A 16,927-nucleotide genomic window follows, 5' to 3' on the forward strand; every position below is an offset into this window, starting at 1 on the left:
CCGCACCGACCCGTTCGCCATCGTCCCCGCCATCACACACCTCCTCCGTCACCGCCAGATCTTCGAACAATCTCCCTGATTCCGACTGTTCGTCCTATACTTCAATGATACGGGCCTGACCAGCAGAAATCATCACCCGACAGGGGGAGAAACCCCTCATGTTCGACCCCGGACCGCCTGCCGCCCAACACAACACGAGCAAAACTCACCCACCAACGCCGCCACACGCGCACCCGGCCACCGCAGCGAACCCCGGGAAACCCTCCACCTCCCCGTCGCCGCCGCCCTTGGCGCAGATCGACCACCCACGAGAATGAAGCCGCCAGCGCCCCCGCGACCATTTCCGGCCTCCCCGGGCGCCGCAAGGTCCATCCGCCACCGGCGTCTCGCGTTCACCAACCGACGGCCCCGTGCAGTGAGCTACCCCCCGCGCGTTCGGGTGTAGACCCCGTCCAGGAGCGCGGCCTGCGACTCCCACGTCCACTCGTGAAGCGGAACGACGTCGCTGTAGACCTTGCGGTACCGGTCTATGTCGCCGAGGACCTGCCCGACCGCGCGCGCGAAGTCGTCGGTGTCCTCGGCCCGGAAGACCTCGCCCTGGCCGGTCTCGCGGACCTTCGCGGCCATCGTCTTCACGTCCGAGACGACGATCGGCAGCTTGGCGTGCGAGTACTCGAAGAACTTCGTGATGAGCGCGATCTCGTGGTTGAGCCAGTGGTGGATCGGGATGACCCCGATGTCGGCAGCCGACAGGAACGGCACGATCTGCCAGTGCGGCACGTACGGCAGGATGTGGATCCGGTCGGTCACGCCCAGCTCCTCGGCGCGTTCGCCGAGGGCGACCACGTCCGTCCATTCCGGTCTGGACACGATGAACGCCGCATGTACATCCTCAAGAGACGGCAACGCCTCGACCATCGTCATCAGGCCGCGCCGGGCCATCGGCGCGCCGCTGTAGACCATGAGCGGGGTGTCGGGGCCGATCCCGCACAGCTCGCGCAGGTCCGGCACCGGGCCGTCGTCGTCGGGCCGATCGCCGAGGTCGGGCACGTTCATCACCACGTCCGGTCGCTCGGTGAGCCCGTGGCGCTCGATGAGCATGTCCGCCAGCGTCTCCGAGACGGTGACGACCGCGTCGGCGTAGCGCGCGTACTCGTTCTCGTGGGCGATCTGGGCCGGCTTCCACGCCGGGTGGTCGATCCATGACTTGATGCCCGGCAGGTACTCGTGGACGTCCCACACCAGCTTCACGTCGCGTCCGGCGGCGCGGGCCCTGACTGCGGCCCGGGCTCCGACGCCGAGCATCTGGAAGTCGTTGGCGTGGATCAGGTGCGGCTTCAGCTCGTCGATGACGGGCCCGAAGGCGAGTTCGAGGTCCCACAGGTTCGGGTCGAGTCGGCGCCAGGCGCGGTCGCCCATGGCGGTCTTCCAGAACCAGATGGCGAGGCGGTCGACCGGACCGGTCATGGTCTTGCGGCGTCTCCGGAGCCGCTCGGTGTGGGCGCTGCGGACCTGCGCCCACTTCCCGACGAGCTTCACGGCGACGCGCCTGGGCAGCAACGCGAGCTTCCGGGCGAAGGTGACGGCCCGACTCTGGTGGCGGGCGTCGATCGCCTGACGGGCCTTGAGGTGTCCGATCTCGGCGCGCCACGCCTGGAGCTGGCGCTTGCGGTAGGCCTCGAACGGCCCGAACGGGTAGGCGATCGGGTCGCGGAGCCAGTGGGTGCGCAGTTCGTGGCGGCGCCGACCGAGTCCCTTACGGACCTGGATGAGGCGGACCTCTGCGTCTCCGAGACGCCAGGAATGGGCCTCGCCGTCGGGCGAGCGTCCGACTAGGACTACGTTCCAGCCGGCCGCAGCGGCGGACTCCGCCTGCTTCTGGACGCGGGAGTCGCCGTTGACCCCGTTCTGCACCAGCATGACCACCGTGCCGCGATGCTGCGCTGAGCCCATGTCGGAATGGCCTCTCCTTCTCGGGTTGTCGCCTCCGAACCAACGCACTGACGCTACTCAGGCTCAGTGAATTCGCGGCGAACACCTGTCCATCGCCGCGTTAACCCGAGGAACGTCTGCAGTCTCTCGGCACTCCATCGGCCATCATGGACCATCCTGGCGAACTGGAGCGATTCGGAACCGAGCCGACGGGTGCCCGCGGGGTCGCCGATCAGCATCTCCAGTCGCTCCGAGAGCGTATCGGGCTCGATACCGACAACCGGTGGCACCACGCTCATCCGCTCGACATTGGAAGGGTGCATGTACGCCATGACGGGCTTGCCCGCGGCCATCGCTTCACAGGCGAAGGCGCTGTATGTGCCGATGCCGATCTGCTCGACGACGATGTCGGCGTCGTGGATGGATCGACGCATCTGGTCACTCGGCACGCCCTCTACGAGTCGGAACTCGATCACCCTGCGTTCATGGAGCCGCTCAAGGACAGGAACTATGTGGGCCGAGCCCTTCGTCCAGCGTTTCGAGGGCGCATGGACGACAACCGGGCGGCGCCGTTCCATGACCGGACGGTCGCAGTACCAGTAATCCACGTCGACCGTGAGCGGGAGCCACTTCGCGCCCGGCAGATCGTCCAGCAGATCGGGAGTCGTCACGAACAACGGCAGCTCGGCTTCGGCGGCGACGGCCCGGTTGCGGGCCGACTTGCGTCTCAGGATGGCCGCGACATCGTCGGGGACATAGCGGTACAGCGAGAATTCGTACTTGTCGAGATGACCGTCGGCGTCGCGGACCTCGCTGCCGTGTCCGAGCAGCGCGATCCGTAGCCCATCGCGCTTGCCGGCTCGACGTGCCGCCTTGCGGATTCGTTGCGCGCCTTCCTCGTCGGAGCAGACGACCGCCGCCGCCGCGTCGAGTTCCCGCAGTGCGGTCAGTAGCGCTGTCAGGTCGCATCGGCGCCGATCCGCCAGAACAGCCAGCAGCGGTGTATCAGCGGGCACGCCGCAGCGCCGCGGCGCTGACACCGGCCACCGCCTGCTCGCGGCGGAGCGACCGCCGAAATCGAAGAGACCCACTCGAACCTCTGCCACAATCGCAGTTCAAACGGAGAACATCGTCAACTCTGCCCGTCAAGCAGACGGCGGTAGACGCTGTGCAGCCGGTCGGCCTGGGCGCGCCAAGTCCACTCGTCGAGCAGGCCCGCCTCGTAGACCGAGCGGTATGCCTTGGGATCCCCCAGGATCGCTTTGGCGGCGCGCGCCAGATCCTCGGGATCCTCGGCCCGGCACACCTCACCCTGCCTGGTCGCGCGGACCATCCCGCCCATGGCCTCGACGTCGGTGACCACGATCGGCAGCCGTGCATGGGAGTACTCGAAGAACTTCGTGATGAGCGCGATCTCATGGTTCATATAGTGGTGCAGCGGGATCACTCCGATGTCCGCGCTCGACAGGAACGGCACCACCTGCCCGTGCGGCACGTAGGGAATCACGTGCAGACGGTCGGCGACGCCCAGTTCCTGAGCCTGGGCGACCAGTTCCTTCGGGAACTTGGACTCGGGCTTGCCGACCACGAGCGCGCAATGCACCCCGTCGAGGTAGGGAAGCGCGGCGACCATGTCGGCCAGACCACGCTGCGGGGCCGCGGCGCCGCTGTAGACCATGAGCGGCACCTCGGGCGACAAACCGCAGCTCGCCCGCAGATCGGGCACGTTCTCCTCCTCCCCTTGACAACCGTCGGCATCGGGTACGTTCATCACGACGGTCGGGAGCTCGGCGAGGCCGTGCCGCTCCCGCAGGAGTTCGGCAACCGATTCAGAGACCGTGGTCACCGCATCGGCGTAAGAGGCGTACTCCAACTCATGAGCGACCTGAGCCGGATGCCATCGGGGATTCTTGACCCACGGCTTCATCCCGGGCAGATACTCATGGGCATCCCACACGAGCTTGACGTTCCGGCCCCGAGCACGCTGCCGCATCACGGCCCGGGCTCCCACCCCGAGCATCTGGAAGTCGTTGGCGTGGATCAAGTCCGGTTCCAGAGCGTCGATGACCTTGCCGAAGGCGATCTCGAGCTCCCACAGTCCCGGGTCGAAACGCCGCCAAACTCGGTGGCCCATCGTTCGCGCCCAGAACCGGTTGGTGAACCGGTCGAGGACCGAGTCCATCTCGCTACGACCGTCCCTGAGCCGGTCGCTTTGGCGAATCCGCAGTCGAATCCACTTGCCGGCGATCTTGACCGCGACTCTCCTCGGCAGGAGCGCGAGCTTGCGAACGGCGCGGGCCAGCGCATTCTGATCACGACCCTCAAGTGCCTGTCGAGCCTTGATCTCCGCGATCGAGGCGTGCCAAGCGCGGCGCTGGCGCTCGCGTTGGTTCCGGCGCGGCCCTGGCGAGTACGCGAGCGGGGCGCGCAGCCACCCGCCGCGGACCTCGTACGGCTGGCGCGTCGCCTTCACCGGCAACAGCCGCACCTGTGCTCCGCCGAGCGCCCATCGCTCCTCGCCGCGGCGTCGGGAGCGTCCGAGCAGGACCACGTCCCATCCGGCGTCGGCTGCCGACTCGGCCTGCTTCTGGACCCGGGAGTCGCCGACCACTCCGTTCTGGACCAACATGACTATGCGTTCGCCGCGTCGCCCCCGTGCCATCTGCCCACGGCCCCTACGCGCCGATGACGATGTGTCGGCGCCCGGCCCAGGCCTCCGGCCTGGTGACGCGTCGGCCGTCGAGGAGAACCCTGACGTCGGGCAGGTCGGCGGGGCCGAGGCTCCGGTACTCGTCGTGGTCGGCCTGGACGATGGCGGCGGTGACGGTCTCGCCTCGGTGGGGCCTGAACCCTTCGGCTTGGAGTTCGGCGGCGGTGTACATGGGGTCGGCCACGTACGGGTTGGCGCCCTTGGCCCTGAGCGAATCGACGAGCCCGAAGACGCCGGAGAAGGCGGTCTCCTTGACGCCGCCGCGGTAGGCGGCGCCGAGGACGAGGACGTTCGCGCCGTCCAGGTCGCCGTAGGCGGCGGCGAGGACGTCGACGGCGTAGGCGGGCATCTCGGCGTTGGCCTCTCGGGCGGTGCGCACGATGGAGGCTTCGGGGTCGTTCCACAGGTACATCTGCGGGTAGATCGGGATGCAGTGGCCGCCGACTGCGATGCCGGGCCGGTGGATGTGACTGTACGGCTGGGTGTTGCAGGCCTCGATGACCTTCATGACGTCGATGCCCTTGGCGTCGGCGAAGCGCGCGAACTGGTTGGCGAGGCCGATGTTGACGTCGCGGTAGGTGGTCTCGGCGAGCTTGGCGAGTTCGGCGGCCTCGGCGGATCCGAGGTCCCATACGCCGTTGGGCCGGTCGAGGTCGTCGCGGTCGTCGAAGTCGAGGACCGCTGAGTAGAAGCGGACGCCGGCCTCCGCCGATGCCCGGTCGACGCCGCCGACGAGCTTGGGGTAGCGGCGCAGGTCGGCGAAGACGCGGCCGGTGAGGACGCGTTCGGGGCTGAAGACGAGGTGGAAGTCCTCGCCGACGGTGAGTCCGGAACCCTGTTCGAGCATGGGCGCCCAGCGTTCGCGGGTGGCGCCGACCGGGAGGGTCGTCTCGTAGGAGACGACCGTGCCCGGCCGGAGGCCGGCGGCGATGGATTCGGTGGCGTCGTCCATCCAGCCGAAGTCGGGGACGCCTTCGGCGTCCACGAACAGGGGCACGACGACGACTACGGCCTCGGATTCGCGCACGGCGGCGGCGGTGTCGGTGGTGGCCCGCAGGCGCCGGGCCGTGACGGCGTCTTTGAGCCGCTCGGCCAGGAGGTGCTCGCCGGGGAAGGGTTCGGCGCCGTCGTTGACGGCGTCGACGACGCGCTTGTTGACGTCGGCGCCGATGACTTCGTGGCCTTTGGAGGCGAACTGGACGGCGAGCGGCAGCCCGATCTTGCCCAGTGCGACGACACAGACTCTCATTGCATTCTCTCTCTACCGATTGGGACGGCAAGGATGTTCATCGCCGCATTCACTTCTTGCGCGACGGGCGGAGCAGTCGCGCGAGTCCGCGCCGGGTGGCCCTCTCACTCACGCGGACGGCGAGCGCCCGCTTGTCGCCCCATTCGACGGACACGCCGCGGGGGAGGCCCTGTCGCTGGACGCGGTCGTGCGGGGATTTGAGCGGCAGGTCGTAGACGAAGTCGCCGAGCTCGATGTAGCCGCGCAGCGACCACCGGCCCGGCGCCTTCGCGGCGAGCTCCGCGCATGGCATGCGCGCGATGACCACGGTCTCGTCTCCGGCGGGCTCGCACACCACATCGGCCTCGATCTGCGGGCCGGCGCCCTCGTCGGCAGGCCGGGCGGTGCGTTTGCGGGGGCTCTTGTCGCCCTTGAGGCGGACGAGGCCGACCTTGACCGCTTCGGCGTCGATGCCTTCGACGGGGAGGCTGAAGGAGTACTCGATGGCGTACTCGTCGCGTCCTGCGCCGGTCCACACGAAGCGGCGGGGCTCCACGCCGCGGGCGAAGCGGACGGTGACCTTGTCGCCCAGCAGCTCGAAGGTCTCGTCGTCGAGTTTGGCGGCGTCGTCGCGGAAGCCGGGGTAGCGGGCGAAGGCGCGGCCGGACTCGACGGTGAACCCGACGGGCTCGACGAACTCGATGGCCTCGATCAGCCGCGGGATGTCGCGGGCCTGGGCGAGGGCGAGGCGGACCCGCTTCTGGACCGGGAGGCGGCGGCGCATCTCGTCGGTGAGGTGGGCGTCGGCCAGGTCGGCGACGCCGTCGCAGATCTCGCGCCGTCCGGCCCCGTCGAGCACGACGAAGCCCTCCTGGAGGAGAATCCACTGCTCGTAGGCGAAGGTGCGGTACAGCAGAGCATCCCTTTCGGGACCCGGCTCGTACAGGCGGCAGATCGTGTCGACGATGCGCCTGATGGCGAACAGCCGCTCGCTCAGCTTGGAGCTGTAGGTGACGTTGAGGGCGTTCTCTCGCTCGACGGTGTAGTAGTACTCGTAGTCGGCGAGGTTGGAGACCTTGCGGGCGTTCGCCATCGCCTCGATGGTGAACGGCACGTCGCTGTAGACCGAGACGTCCTCGCAGAAACGCAGGTTCAGGCGTTCGACCAGGTCGCGACGGAACAGCTTCGTGTTCGACAGCGCCCACACGAGTTTCGAGCGCGGGAACGGCACGTCGGTGCCGGGCTGCTCGAACGCGGTCTTGGGGGCGCGGCGGCCGCCGACGCCCACCATGAGGCCCATGACGACATCCGAGGAGTGCTCGTCGGCGCAGTTCACCATGCGCTCCAAGGCCTCGGGGCCGAGGTGGTCGTCGGAGCCGAGGAAGAACACGTAGCGGCCGGTGGCGAGTTCGAGAGCGACGTTGCTGGGGTTGGCCGGGCCGCCGGAGTTGACCTGGTGAACGACCTTGACCGTCTCGGGGTGGGCCTCGGCGAAGCGGTCGAGTTCGGCGCCGCTGGTGTCGGTGGAGCCGTCGTCGACGGCGATGAGCTCGATCCGGTCGACCCCGAGCGTCTGTTCCAGGACCGATTCGACACAGCGGGTGACGTACGGCATCGTGTTGTAGACGGCGGTGACGACCGTGACGTCGGGCGCGTTCATGAGAGTGCTCCGGCGCCGTCGAGCTCGACGGTCTCACCGCGTTCGGCCGACCGCAGCATCATCTCCGAGATCTCGACCGTGGCACGTCCCTGGGCGAGGTCGACGATGTCGCTGTCGAGGCCGAGCATCGCGTCGCGGAATTGCTCGTGCTCGACCTGGAGGGGCTCGCGCTTGCGGATCGCGTACCGAATCATGTCCCCTTCGGACACGCCTCGGAACGCGCGCAGGGCCTCCCACTCGGTGTTCTCGACGCCGTTGGCGTAGAAGGTGAGGTCGGCGGTGAGGGTGTCGGCGATGAAGCAGCCGCGGTCGCCGGTGACGACGGCGGTGCGCTCCTTGAACGGACTCAACCAGTTCACCGAGTGGTTCGCGATCGCCCCGCCGGTGAGGCTCCCGACCGCCGAGAGCAGGTCCTCGTGGATGCGGCCCGAACGCGAGACTGTGCGAGCGGTGATCGACCGGTACGACTGGCCGGTGACCCAGCAGGTCAGGTCGATGTCGTGGGTGGCGAGGTCCTTGACGACGCCGACGTCGGCGATGCGGTGCGGGAACGGTCCCTGACGCCGCGTCACGACCTGGAGGATCTCCCCGAGCTCCCCCGCTTCGAGGCGGGAGCGGAGATTCGTGATGGCGGGGTTGAACCGTTCGATGTGGCCGACGCCGGCTACCAGGCCGCGGGAGGCGAAGGCCTCGGCGAGGCGGCGGGCGGCCCCGGAAGTGTGTGCCAGCGGCTTCTCGATGAGCGCGGAGACTCCCGCCTCGGCCAGCGCCAGGCCGACCGTCTCGTGCTCGGCGGTGGGGCAGGCGACGACCGCGTAGTCGAGCTCGAGCTCGACGAGCTGCTCGATGGTGTCGACCAGGGGGACGTCCGCTGGGACGGCCCGCTTGTCGGCGACGGGGTCGACGACCCCGACCAGTTCGACGCCGTCGAGGCCGTGGAGGACCCGGGCGTGGTTGCGGCCCATGGCTCCCAGGCCGATCAGGCCGACGCGCAACTGCTGTCGGTTCACGGCATCTGCTCCAGAGAGTTGACCGCGTCGGCGACGCGGTCGATTTCGTCGGCGGTCAGCGAGGGATGCACGGGCAGCGAGAGGACTTCGGAGGCGGCGCGGTCGGTCTCGGGCAGGTCGGCCCCGGAGCCAGCGTAGGGGGCGAGGCGGTGGATCGGCGTCGGGTAATACACGGCGGTGCCGATCCCGGCGGCTCGCAGCCGTTCTTGGGCGCGGTCGCGGTCGGGGAGGCGGACCGTGTACTGGTGGTAGACGTGGTGGGCGCCAGGCGCGACCGGCGGGGTGGCGGCGGCGGTGATCGCCTTGTCGAGGCGGGCGGCGTTGGCGCGGCGCTGCTCGGTCCATTCGCCGAGGCGGGCGAGTTGGACGCGGCCGATGGCGGCGGCGACGTCGGTCATGCGCATGTTGGCGCCGACGATCTCGTTGGCGTAGCGCTGCTCCATGCCCTGGTTGCGCAGCAGCCGGAGGGTGCGGGCCAGCTGGGCGTCGTCGGTGGAGATCATGCCGCCTTCGAGGGAGTGCATGTTCTTGGTCGGGTAGAAGCTGAAGGCGCCGACCGCGCCGAAGGAACCGACGCGCCTGCCGTCGAGCTCGGCGCCGTGGGCTTGGCAGGCGTCCTCGACGATCGCGAGGGAGTGGCGCTCGGCGAGCGGCGCGAGCCGGTGCATGTCGGCGGGGTGGCCGTACAGGTGGACGGGCATGACCGCGGCGGTGCGCGGCCCGACGAGGGCGGCGACGGCGTCGGGGTCGAGGCAGAAGCTGCCGTGTTCGATGTCGGCGAAGACCGGTTCGGCGCCGACCAGGCGGACCGCGTTCGCCGAGGCCGCGAACGAGAACGAGGGGAGGATGACCTCGTCGCCCGGCCCGATGCCGAGCGCCAGGAGCGCGAGTTGGAGTGCGGAGGTGCCGGAGTTGACGGCCACGCAGTTCGCTGTGCGCGACACCTTGCAGAACTCGTCTTCGAAGGCGGCGACTTCGGGCCCCTGGACGACCCTGCCGCCGCGGAGCACTCGAACGGCCGCCTCGATCTCCGCCTCGCCGATGTGCGGCTTGGCGGGTGGAATGAGTTCCCGCTGTTCGCCCACCGTCCGTCCCCCGAATCGGTCGTGTTTCCGCTGCAATGCGTCCTTGCCGCTATGGAAGCGAGCATAAGTTAATTTTCGGATAACACGGGCGGAAGCGACAATGATGCGAGGGCGAATCGATGAGGAGGTCGTGATGGGAGCCGGGTTCAGGCTTGGATGTCCGAGTCGAGCGAGTCGCGGGCGAACTTCAGCGACTCGGCGAGGTCGGCTGCGCGGCGGGTCCGGTTGCCGGACTTGCGGGTCGAGACCTCTACCGTGATCGAGCCGTCCCAGCCGGAGGCGGCGAGCTTGCCGAGCAGTTCGGCGCAAGGCTGCGTGCCCCGTCCGGGGACCATGTGGGCGTCGCTGCCCGGGGCGGTGCCGTCGCACAGGTGGATGTGCCGCAGCCCGTCCCCCATCCGCTCGGCCATCGCGAGGGCGTCGGCGCCCGAGGCGGCGCAGTGCGACAGGTCGAGTGTGTAGGCGTCGTAGCCGTGCCTGGTCGGGTCCCAGTGCGGGCTGTACGGGACGAGCTTCCGATTGCCGAGCTTGAGCGGGAACATGTTCTCGACGGCGATCGTGATGTCCGGATAGCGGGCCTTGAGGCTCTCGAGCACCGAGGAGAACTTGCGGGCGTAGTCGCGCTGCCAGGAGAACGGCGGGTGGATGACCACCGTGGGCGAGCCGAGGTACTCCGCTGCCTGCACGGAGCGGCGCAACCGCGTCCAGGGATCGGAACTCCAGACCCGTTGTGTCACCAGCAGGCAGGGAGCGTGGATGGCGCCGATCTTGACACCGTAGTGGCGCGAGAGGCCTGCGGCGGCCGACGGGTCTTGGGATATCCGGTCGGTGAACACCATGAGCTCGACGCCGTCGTAGCCGAGCTCGGCGGCAAGCTCGAAGCCCACCGCGGTGGGCTCCGGATAGACGGACGTAGTCGACAGCAGGACCGGGACGGACTGGGTCACACCCTTCAGGGTACGCCGGGCCGATTTCACGGCTCGCGCGCTTCGCCGGCGGTGCGCGTCCCGAGCCGCTCGCGCAGTCGCGGGTACGGTGGATTGATGACCGACGAGGTGGCGCCGAACTTCGACCGCGAATGGGTGGAGTTCTTCGATCCAGACGACCCTGAGACGCTGGTCCGGGCGGACCTGACGTGGCTGCTGTCGCGCTGGGGCTGCATCTTCGGAAAGGCGCCCGAGGCGGGCGGCTGCCCCGGCATCGACCACGACCGGCCCGCGGACGGGTGCTGCCTGCACGGCGCCTTCTACACCGACGCGGCGGACGTTCGGCGCACGCGCCAGGCCGCGGCGAAGCTCACGCCCGAGACGTGGCAGTTGCACCGGCGGTGGAAGGACACGATCGTCGACGACACGCTCGAGAACGAGGAGGGCGTCGAGGAGCCGGCGAAGAAGACCGCCGTGGTGGACGGGGCATGCGTGTTCCACAACCGCGACGGCTTCCCGACCGGGAGCGGCTGCGCGCTGCACCAGCAGGCGATGCGCGACGGGGTCCACCCGATGGCGTACAAGCCCGAGGTGTGCTGGCAGTTGCCGGTGAAGCGGGACTTCAAGACCGAGCACCGGGCCGACGGGACCGCGGTAGAGGTGACACTCATCACCGAGTTCGACCGGGCGTCGTGGGGACCGGGCGGGCATGACTTCGACTGGTGGTGCACGGGTTCACCGCTGGCGCACACGGCCGCCGAACCGGTGTACGCCTCCTACGAGACCGAGCTGACCGAGCTGCTGGGGAAGGCGGCGTACGACCGGCTGCGCGAGCTGTGCGCTGAGCGTGAGAAGCGCGGCCAGATCGCCCCCCACCCGGCGAGCGCGAGGACGCAGGAACACCTGGACGCTCCGCGTCGGCGCTGAGACCGGCCCGAATCGCGACTGCGCGCACGTAGCGAACACGAGATATCACGTGGTAATGTGACGCAACTCATTCCACACGGAGCGATTCCGTCGCCCGTGCGGATGGCCCCACCCGCCCGACCCAGCCACCCGGCCGATCGTTCCGATGCACCTCGGCACGTCCCCAGCAGCGCGTGACCGAGGCCCCGCTCCGACTAGTCGCACCCAGCCCGCTCGCCGGCCGTCGGCCGCGGGGCACGGATCGGCGCCCGGTGGACCCCGAACCGAGAGTCAGACCGATGCTCAGAGAACTCCTGCGGCGTGCGCGCCCGCGAAAGGTCTTGCCCGACGCGCTCCCGGTGCTGTGCCATGCCCTGCTCCTGTACGGCCCTGCGCCCGCGTGGCGGGCCGCGGGCCTGGCCCTCGTCGCTGCCACGCTGGCACTCCTCCTGTTCGACCCGAAGTCCGGACAGCCAGGGCGTCACGCGGTGGGGAGGGCGCTGCTCGCGCTCACTCCCTTCACCGCTGCCTTGGCCGCGGGTATCGAGGTGAGCGCGGCCTGGGGGCTCGCGGCGCTCGGCGCGGCCGGTCTGGTCGCGATCGAGCGACCGCTCGGCAGGTTCGTCTCGGCGAGCGGCGTGGCCGCGGCGAACCTCCGATCGAACATGTCCGTAGGCGACTCGACGACGCGCCGGACCCTCTTGATCCGCCTGTCGACGGTCGCGGTCCTGGCGGTGCAGGTGCCGATCGCGGTTCCAGGTGCGGCCTCGGCGGTGCCGTACGCGGTGGTCCTGGCGGCGCTGCCGGCGGCGGCACTCGCGACGGCGAGGGCCTGCGGGCTCTCCCGTCTCGTCCTGCCCTCCTCGGAGGACATCGCCTGGACGGCCGCGAACGCCCTGGACCGGCTGGACCCGGCGTTCATGGTCTACTTCGCCGGGCCTCCCGGCGGCGCCTACCAGTTGGCGACATGGCTGCCCTACCTCGAAGCCGTCGACGGCGGGTTCTTCATCATGACCAGGGAACCGCACCACCTCGCCGAACTGGCGGGCGCCACCGGTCGCCCGGTCGTGTACGTGGAGGACCAACGACGGATCGACGCGATCATCCCGGAGTCGGTGAGCACGGTCTTCTACGTCAACAACGACATGAAGAACACCAACATGGTCCGCAACGCCGACTTGCTGCACATTCAGCTGCTCCACGGCGACTCGGACAAGCCCTCCGGCGCCGACCCGGCAGCGGCCATGTACGACCGGATCTTCGTCGCCGGACAAGCCGGCGTCGACCGCTACGCGGACCGGGGCGTCGGCCTCCGGTCGGACCGGTTCGACGTCGTCGGACGCCCCCAGGTGTCGGGGCTCGACATTCCCCGGACCGAGATCAGCGACGTCAAGGTTCCGACGGTGCTGTACGCGCCGACGTGGACCGGCATCTACGTGGACGCGGACCACTGCTCGCTGCCGCTGGGGCCACAGCTGGTGCGGACACTGCTGGACCGCGGCGCGACCGTCCTCTTCCGCCCGCATCCTCGCACCGATCGCGACGACCGGGCGCGGCGAGCGCGCATCGAAGTCGAACGACTGCTGCGCGCCGACGCGGCGACGACCGGGCGCGCTCACGTCTGGGGCGCGAAGGCCCGGGAGGAGATGACCCTGTACGACTGCTTCGACGCCGCCGACGCCCTCGTGTGCGATGTCAGCTCGGTCGCGACGGACTGGCTCTACACCGAGAAGCCGTTCGCGGTCGTCGACGCCCGAAACGAGGGCCCGGACTTCCCGGAGACGTTCGGGCTCGCGCGGGTGTCCTACCGGATCGACAGCACCGGGGCGAACCTCGATCCCGTGCTCGACGAGCTGCTCAAGACCGATCCTCTGCGATTCGAACGGGCCAGGGCGAAGGTGTACCACCTCGGCGACTTCCCAGCCGAGAACTACGAGCGGGCCTTCGTCGACGTGGCGCAGAAGTACATCGACGTCGGCGTCCTCGACTGAACGGCGCCCCGGAGGTGAGAGGGGCCCTGCCGCGGTGCGGCAGGGCCCCTCCCGGGTTCGATACGGCTAGCCGGCGAGCGCCGACAGGGCCGACTCCCCCGTGGCCTCCTTGTGGACGGGATTCGCGTAGGTCGCCTTGACCTGGTCGACGAAAACACCGACGAGGTCTTCGGGGGCGATGTCGCCTAGGTAGTACTCGCGGATCTCGGCGCGGACCGAGGCCTTGGAGTCGGTCAGGAGCAACTCGTCGAGGACCTGTTCGATGTTGTGCGCCTCGGGTTCGAGCAGATAGGCGGCCTTCGCCAGCGGGAACTCCCCGAGGTAGGCGTCGCCGAAGCCCTTCGGGTCGGTCATCGCGAACGGCCGCCCGCAGTACAGCCAGTCTGAGGCGGTGCCGCTGATGTCGGAGACGGCGACGTCGGCGGCGTTGATGCAGTCGCTCAAGGTCACCTCGGACTCGGCCTGGTCGCCCCACAGGTGCGCACGCCCGGTCTCGGCCGCATCGGCCGCGATCATCGCTTTGATCTCCTCGGCGAGGGCGAGGTAGGCGGCGTTCGTGCGCGTGTAGGGATGGGTGCGGAAGATGACCGTCACGTCGCGCCGCAGGAGCGCTTCGACGATCCGCTTGCCCTGCTTGAGGGAGGAGTAGTTGACGTCTTCGGTCAGACCGGTCCACGTCGGCGTGTAGAGCACGACCTGGCGGTCGGTCTCCAGCTTCTCCCGTTGCCCCACGCGGATGTCGTGGAGCTGCGGGCGGCCGACCTTCTTGAACTTGTAGTTCGGGATGTCGACGCCGTGGCGGTGGTAGCGGTCGACTCCGGCCTGCCCGGCGACGAACACGCGGTCGTACATGAGCGAGACCGGGCTGCGGCTGATGGCCTTGTCCGAGTCGCCGTGCATGAGCTGCACGTGAATATACTTGTCCAGCTTGATGAGTTGGGCGTTCTTGACCGCGTGGTTGACGTAGAAGACCGAGCGGACGCTCTCGGGCAACAGCTTGTCGAGCACCGACTGCGCCGGGACGACCACGATCGGCGTCTCGGTGCGAGCGGCGATGCCGGCCACCAGGTAGCGGTCACGGACGATGATCATGTACGGGTCGCCGACCTGCTCGAAGTACGGCAGCCACATCGCGAGCTGGTACTCCGATTCGCGTGAGCCGGCGAAGTGGATGACGAACTGCGGCTCCAGCCGCTCGATCGCAGCCATGACCTGTGAGTCGACCGGGTGGGATTCACGGCGGCGGCGCATGTATCCCTCGGCCATCGCCGCCGTGGTCCAGCCGAACACGGCGACCGCGGCGATGAGGAGGACGATGTCGGTCGCGGCCCGGACCGGCGCGTCGGGGACGGCGGCGGCCAGGACGTATGCGATGGCCAGGCAGTTCGCGAGCATCGCAATGACCGGGGGCAGCTCCCAGCGGCGGCGACGGGAGCGTTCGACGTCGAGGTTCACGGTCTCGAGATAGCCGATGCGGAGCGCCTTGGCGACGACGTCCGCGTAGGCGCAGAAGAGGGTGAGGGCGACGCCCGCCGCGAGCAGCCCGAGCCGCTCGGTGCCGCCGGAGTACCAGACCTCGATGAGGACGGCGAGTGCGGCCAGGGTGCGGGCGATGCGCATGGAGGAGACGGCCTTGCGGCTGCGCCAGGCGTTGATGCCGAAGACGGCGAACGCGAGCGCGAGTGTGAGCAGGGGTATCCCGCGCAGCGCCACCGCGGCGATGACCGCGGCGACCGCCAGCAGGTTGAGCCTGATCGACCAGGAAGTGAGCAGTTTCTTCATCGAAGTGGTGCGAGCCCTACGTTAGGTGGTGCTACCTGTGATTGTGCGCCGACGTCGGCTGCTTGCCGCGTCGCTTACTTGAAATGCTGGTTGACGCTGTTGAGGTCCTCGGCGAAGTCGACCTCGATGACGTTGTGCTGCGAGATGTCGACCGCCTCGAACTTGAGGCCGTCCTTCTCGATGGCGGCCTCGATGCCGCCCTCGAAGTACTCCTGGTCGTCGACCTCGGCGAGCCGCTTGGCGACGATGGCTCGATCGTCGGCGGAGACGAAGTTGATGCCGACGGCCTCGCCGAGGGCTCCGTCGGAGACCTTCTTGGAGAGCTTGTTGATGTAGCCGTCCGCGCCGAGGGTGTACTTGACCTCTTCGTCGGAGACCTTGGCGGTGTTGACGGAGATGAAGGAGCGGTCCATGGCGATGTGCGGCAGCAGCACGTCGAGCACCTGCGGGTCGAAGACGACGTCGCCGTTGAGCCACAGCACGCCGCCGGGGCCGAGGATGTTGAAGGCCTTGAGGAGGCTCTTGGAGGTGTTGGTGTCGCCGTAGGCCTGGTTGTAGATGAAGCCGACGTCGGGCACCTCCTCCATGATCATCTCCTTCTTGAAGCCGACGACGAGGTGGATGGAGTGGCGACTGAATCGCGAGGTGAGCAGGCGCAGCGAGCGTCCCAGGATCGTCTCGCCCGTGTTGAGGGGGGTCAGCGGCTTCGGGTGCGGCTTGCCGAGCCGCGAGCCGACGCCGGCCGCCAGGATCACGATGTTCGTGGACATTGGTGCCACCTCGATTGGTTAGGGTGCAAGATCAGTGCAGTTTACCTAGTTGAACAGGCAATTGAGCAGAGACCAACGACCGGCGGCAGCGGCGGTCACACCCGCGTTCGGCGGTATTCTTCCGCTCAGGTCGCACCCGTCCGCCCAGTTCCCAGGAGTGCCGTCGTGCCAGGAAGCGAAACCGCCGCACCGTACGCTGCCGTCTGGCCGACCGTGGCGGTGGTCCTGGCCGGAGGCACCGGCGCCCGGATGGGCGCGCCGGTCCCGAAGCAGCTGCTCGACGTGGGCGGCAAGCCGGTGATCCGCCACACACTGGAGGCGTTCGAGGCCGCACCGGAGGTCGACGAGATCCTCGTGGTGATGGCCGACGGCTACGCCGACCGGGTCCGCGCCATCGCCGACGACGCGCGCGTCGCGAAGCTGGCCGGCGTCGTCACCGGAGGCTCCACCAGGAGCGATTCGTCGATGGCGGCCGTGGCCTGGGCGAGTTCCCGGTTCGGTCCGGGCGCGGAGTGCAAGCTGCTGCTGCACGACGCTGCCCGGATGCTCGTCTCGGGACGGATCATCGCCGAGGTGGCGTCCGCGCTCGACCACTGCAGCGCGGTCGGTGTGGCGGTGGCCTCCTCGGACACGGTGATCGAGGTCGAGACCTCCGGCGGGGAGGCGTTCATCGCCTCGGTGCCCGACAGGGCTCGGCTGCGCCGGATGCAGACCCCGCAGGGCTTTCACCTGTCGGCGATCCGGGCCGCCTACGCGGCGGCCGAGGCCGATCCCGATTTCAGGGCGACCGACGACTGCTCGGTGGTGCTGCGGTTCCTGCCGCATGTGAGGGTGCGGATCGTCGAAGGCGAGGAGCGGAACCTGAAGGTTACCGAGCCGATCGACCTGGTCGTGGCCGAAGCGCTGCTCAAGCGATGACCGGTGCCG

The 16,927-nt window shown here is 68.9% G+C and carries 13 protein-coding genes; 3 read left to right on the plus strand and 10 right to left on the minus strand.

The window, feature by feature from the left end:
- Window positions 1-420 precede the first annotated feature (420 nt).
- From L0U85_RS14735 to L0U85_RS14770, 8 genes are all read right to left on the minus strand, one after another.
- On the minus strand, window positions 421-1,953 hold the full coding sequence (locus L0U85_RS14735) for a glycosyltransferase (protein WP_241378522.1): 1,533 nt from the start codon (window positions 1,951-1,953) through the stop codon (window positions 421-423).
- A 53-nt stretch (window positions 1,954-2,006) separates the two neighbouring features.
- Window positions 2,007-2,972: a hypothetical protein gene (locus L0U85_RS14740; protein WP_241378523.1), complete on the minus strand. Its 966-nt coding sequence runs from the start codon at window positions 2,970-2,972 to the stop codon at window positions 2,007-2,009.
- A gap of 92 nt (window positions 2,973-3,064) precedes the next feature.
- A complete protein-coding gene (locus tag L0U85_RS14745; RefSeq protein WP_241378524.1) occupies window positions 3,065-4,561 on the minus strand; it encodes a glycosyltransferase family 4 protein in 1,497 nt (498 codons plus the stop codon).
- Between the two features lie 46 nt (window positions 4,562-4,607).
- Window positions 4,608-5,891: a nucleotide sugar dehydrogenase gene (locus tag L0U85_RS14750; protein ID WP_241378525.1), complete on the minus strand. Its 1,284-nt coding sequence runs from the start codon at window positions 5,889-5,891 to the stop codon at window positions 4,608-4,610.
- 49 nt (window positions 5,892-5,940) lie between these two features.
- Window positions 5,941-7,530 carry a glycosyltransferase gene (locus L0U85_RS14755; RefSeq protein ID WP_241378526.1) on the minus strand — a complete coding sequence of 530 codons (1,590 nt, stop codon included), beginning with the start codon at window positions 7,528-7,530 and terminating at the stop codon, window positions 5,941-5,943.
- Complete coding sequence (locus tag L0U85_RS14760) at window positions 7,527-8,540, minus strand: Gfo/Idh/MocA family oxidoreductase (RefSeq protein WP_241378527.1); 1,014 nt, start codon at window positions 8,538-8,540, stop codon at window positions 7,527-7,529. Before L0U85_RS14760 ends, L0U85_RS14755 begins: the two co-directional genes overlap by 4 nt.
- On the minus strand, window positions 8,537-9,625 hold the full coding sequence (locus L0U85_RS14765) for a DegT/DnrJ/EryC1/StrS family aminotransferase (RefSeq protein WP_241378528.1): 1,089 nt from the start codon (window positions 9,623-9,625) through the stop codon (window positions 8,537-8,539). The genes L0U85_RS14760 and L0U85_RS14765 overlap by 4 nt, the downstream gene beginning before the upstream one ends.
- A gap of 146 nt (window positions 9,626-9,771) precedes the next feature.
- Window positions 9,772-10,572 (minus strand): sugar phosphate isomerase/epimerase, encoded by an 801-nt coding sequence (locus tag L0U85_RS14770; RefSeq protein WP_241378529.1) that lies wholly within the window; start codon window positions 10,570-10,572, stop codon window positions 9,772-9,774.
- A gap of 96 nt (window positions 10,573-10,668) precedes the next feature.
- Between L0U85_RS14770 and L0U85_RS14775 the strand changes: the two genes are divergently transcribed.
- Window positions 10,669-11,478: a hypothetical protein gene (locus L0U85_RS14775; RefSeq protein ID WP_241378530.1), complete on the plus strand. Its 810-nt coding sequence runs from the start codon at window positions 10,669-10,671 to the stop codon at window positions 11,476-11,478.
- Window positions 11,479-11,756: 278 nt separating this feature from the next.
- On the plus strand, window positions 11,757-13,448 hold the full coding sequence (locus L0U85_RS14780; RefSeq protein ID WP_241378531.1) for a CDP-glycerol glycerophosphotransferase family protein: 1,692 nt from the start codon (window positions 11,757-11,759) through the stop codon (window positions 13,446-13,448).
- A gap of 66 nt (window positions 13,449-13,514) precedes the next feature.
- Here L0U85_RS14780 and L0U85_RS14785 read toward each other — a convergent pair whose 3' ends face one another.
- Both L0U85_RS14785 and L0U85_RS14790 read right to left on the minus strand, forming a co-directional pair.
- Complete coding sequence (locus L0U85_RS14785; protein ID WP_241378532.1) at window positions 13,515-15,230, minus strand: CDP-glycerol glycerophosphotransferase family protein; 1,716 nt, start codon at window positions 15,228-15,230, stop codon at window positions 13,515-13,517.
- 74 nt (window positions 15,231-15,304) lie between these two features.
- Complete coding sequence (locus tag L0U85_RS14790) at window positions 15,305-16,000, minus strand: phosphocholine cytidylyltransferase family protein (RefSeq protein WP_241378533.1); 696 nt, start codon at window positions 15,998-16,000, stop codon at window positions 15,305-15,307.
- Window positions 16,001-16,165: 165 nt separating this feature from the next.
- Here L0U85_RS14790 and L0U85_RS14795 point away from each other — a divergent pair, with 165 nt between their 5' ends.
- On the plus strand, window positions 16,166-16,918 hold the full coding sequence (locus tag L0U85_RS14795) for an IspD/TarI family cytidylyltransferase (RefSeq protein WP_241378534.1): 753 nt from the start codon (window positions 16,166-16,168) through the stop codon (window positions 16,916-16,918).
- Window positions 16,919-16,927: the final 9 nt, after the last annotated feature.

It is taken from the genome of Glycomyces sp. L485, from assembly GCF_022548875.1.
Classification (GTDB): Bacteria; Actinomycetota; Actinomycetes; order Mycobacteriales; family Micromonosporaceae; genus Glycomyces.

Coding starts and splice junctions, on each gene's coding strand:
- L0U85_RS14785 (WP_241378532.1), bottom strand. CDS start 15,230: ATGAAGAAACTGCTCACTTCCTGGTCGATCAGGCTCAACCTGCTGGCG.
- L0U85_RS14735 (WP_241378522.1), bottom strand. CDS start 1,953: ATGGGCTCAGCGCAGCATCGCGGCACGGTGGTCATGCTGGTGCAGAAC.
- L0U85_RS14755 (WP_241378526.1), bottom strand. CDS start 7,530: ATGAACGCGCCCGACGTCACGGTCGTCACCGCCGTCTACAACACGATG.
- L0U85_RS14780 (WP_241378531.1), top strand. CDS start 11,757: ATGCTCAGAGAACTCCTGCGGCGTGCGCGCCCGCGAAAGGTCTTGCCC.
- L0U85_RS14775 (WP_241378530.1), top strand. CDS start 10,669: ATGACCGACGAGGTGGCGCCGAACTTCGACCGCGAATGGGTGGAGTTC.
- L0U85_RS14745 (WP_241378524.1), bottom strand. CDS start 4,561: ATGTTGGTCCAGAACGGAGTGGTCGGCGACTCCCGGGTCCAGAAGCAG.
- L0U85_RS14750 (WP_241378525.1), bottom strand. CDS start 5,891: ATGAGAGTCTGTGTCGTCGCACTGGGCAAGATCGGGCTGCCGCTCGCC.
- L0U85_RS14790 (WP_241378533.1), bottom strand. CDS start 16,000: ATGTCCACGAACATCGTGATCCTGGCGGCCGGCGTCGGCTCGCGGCTC.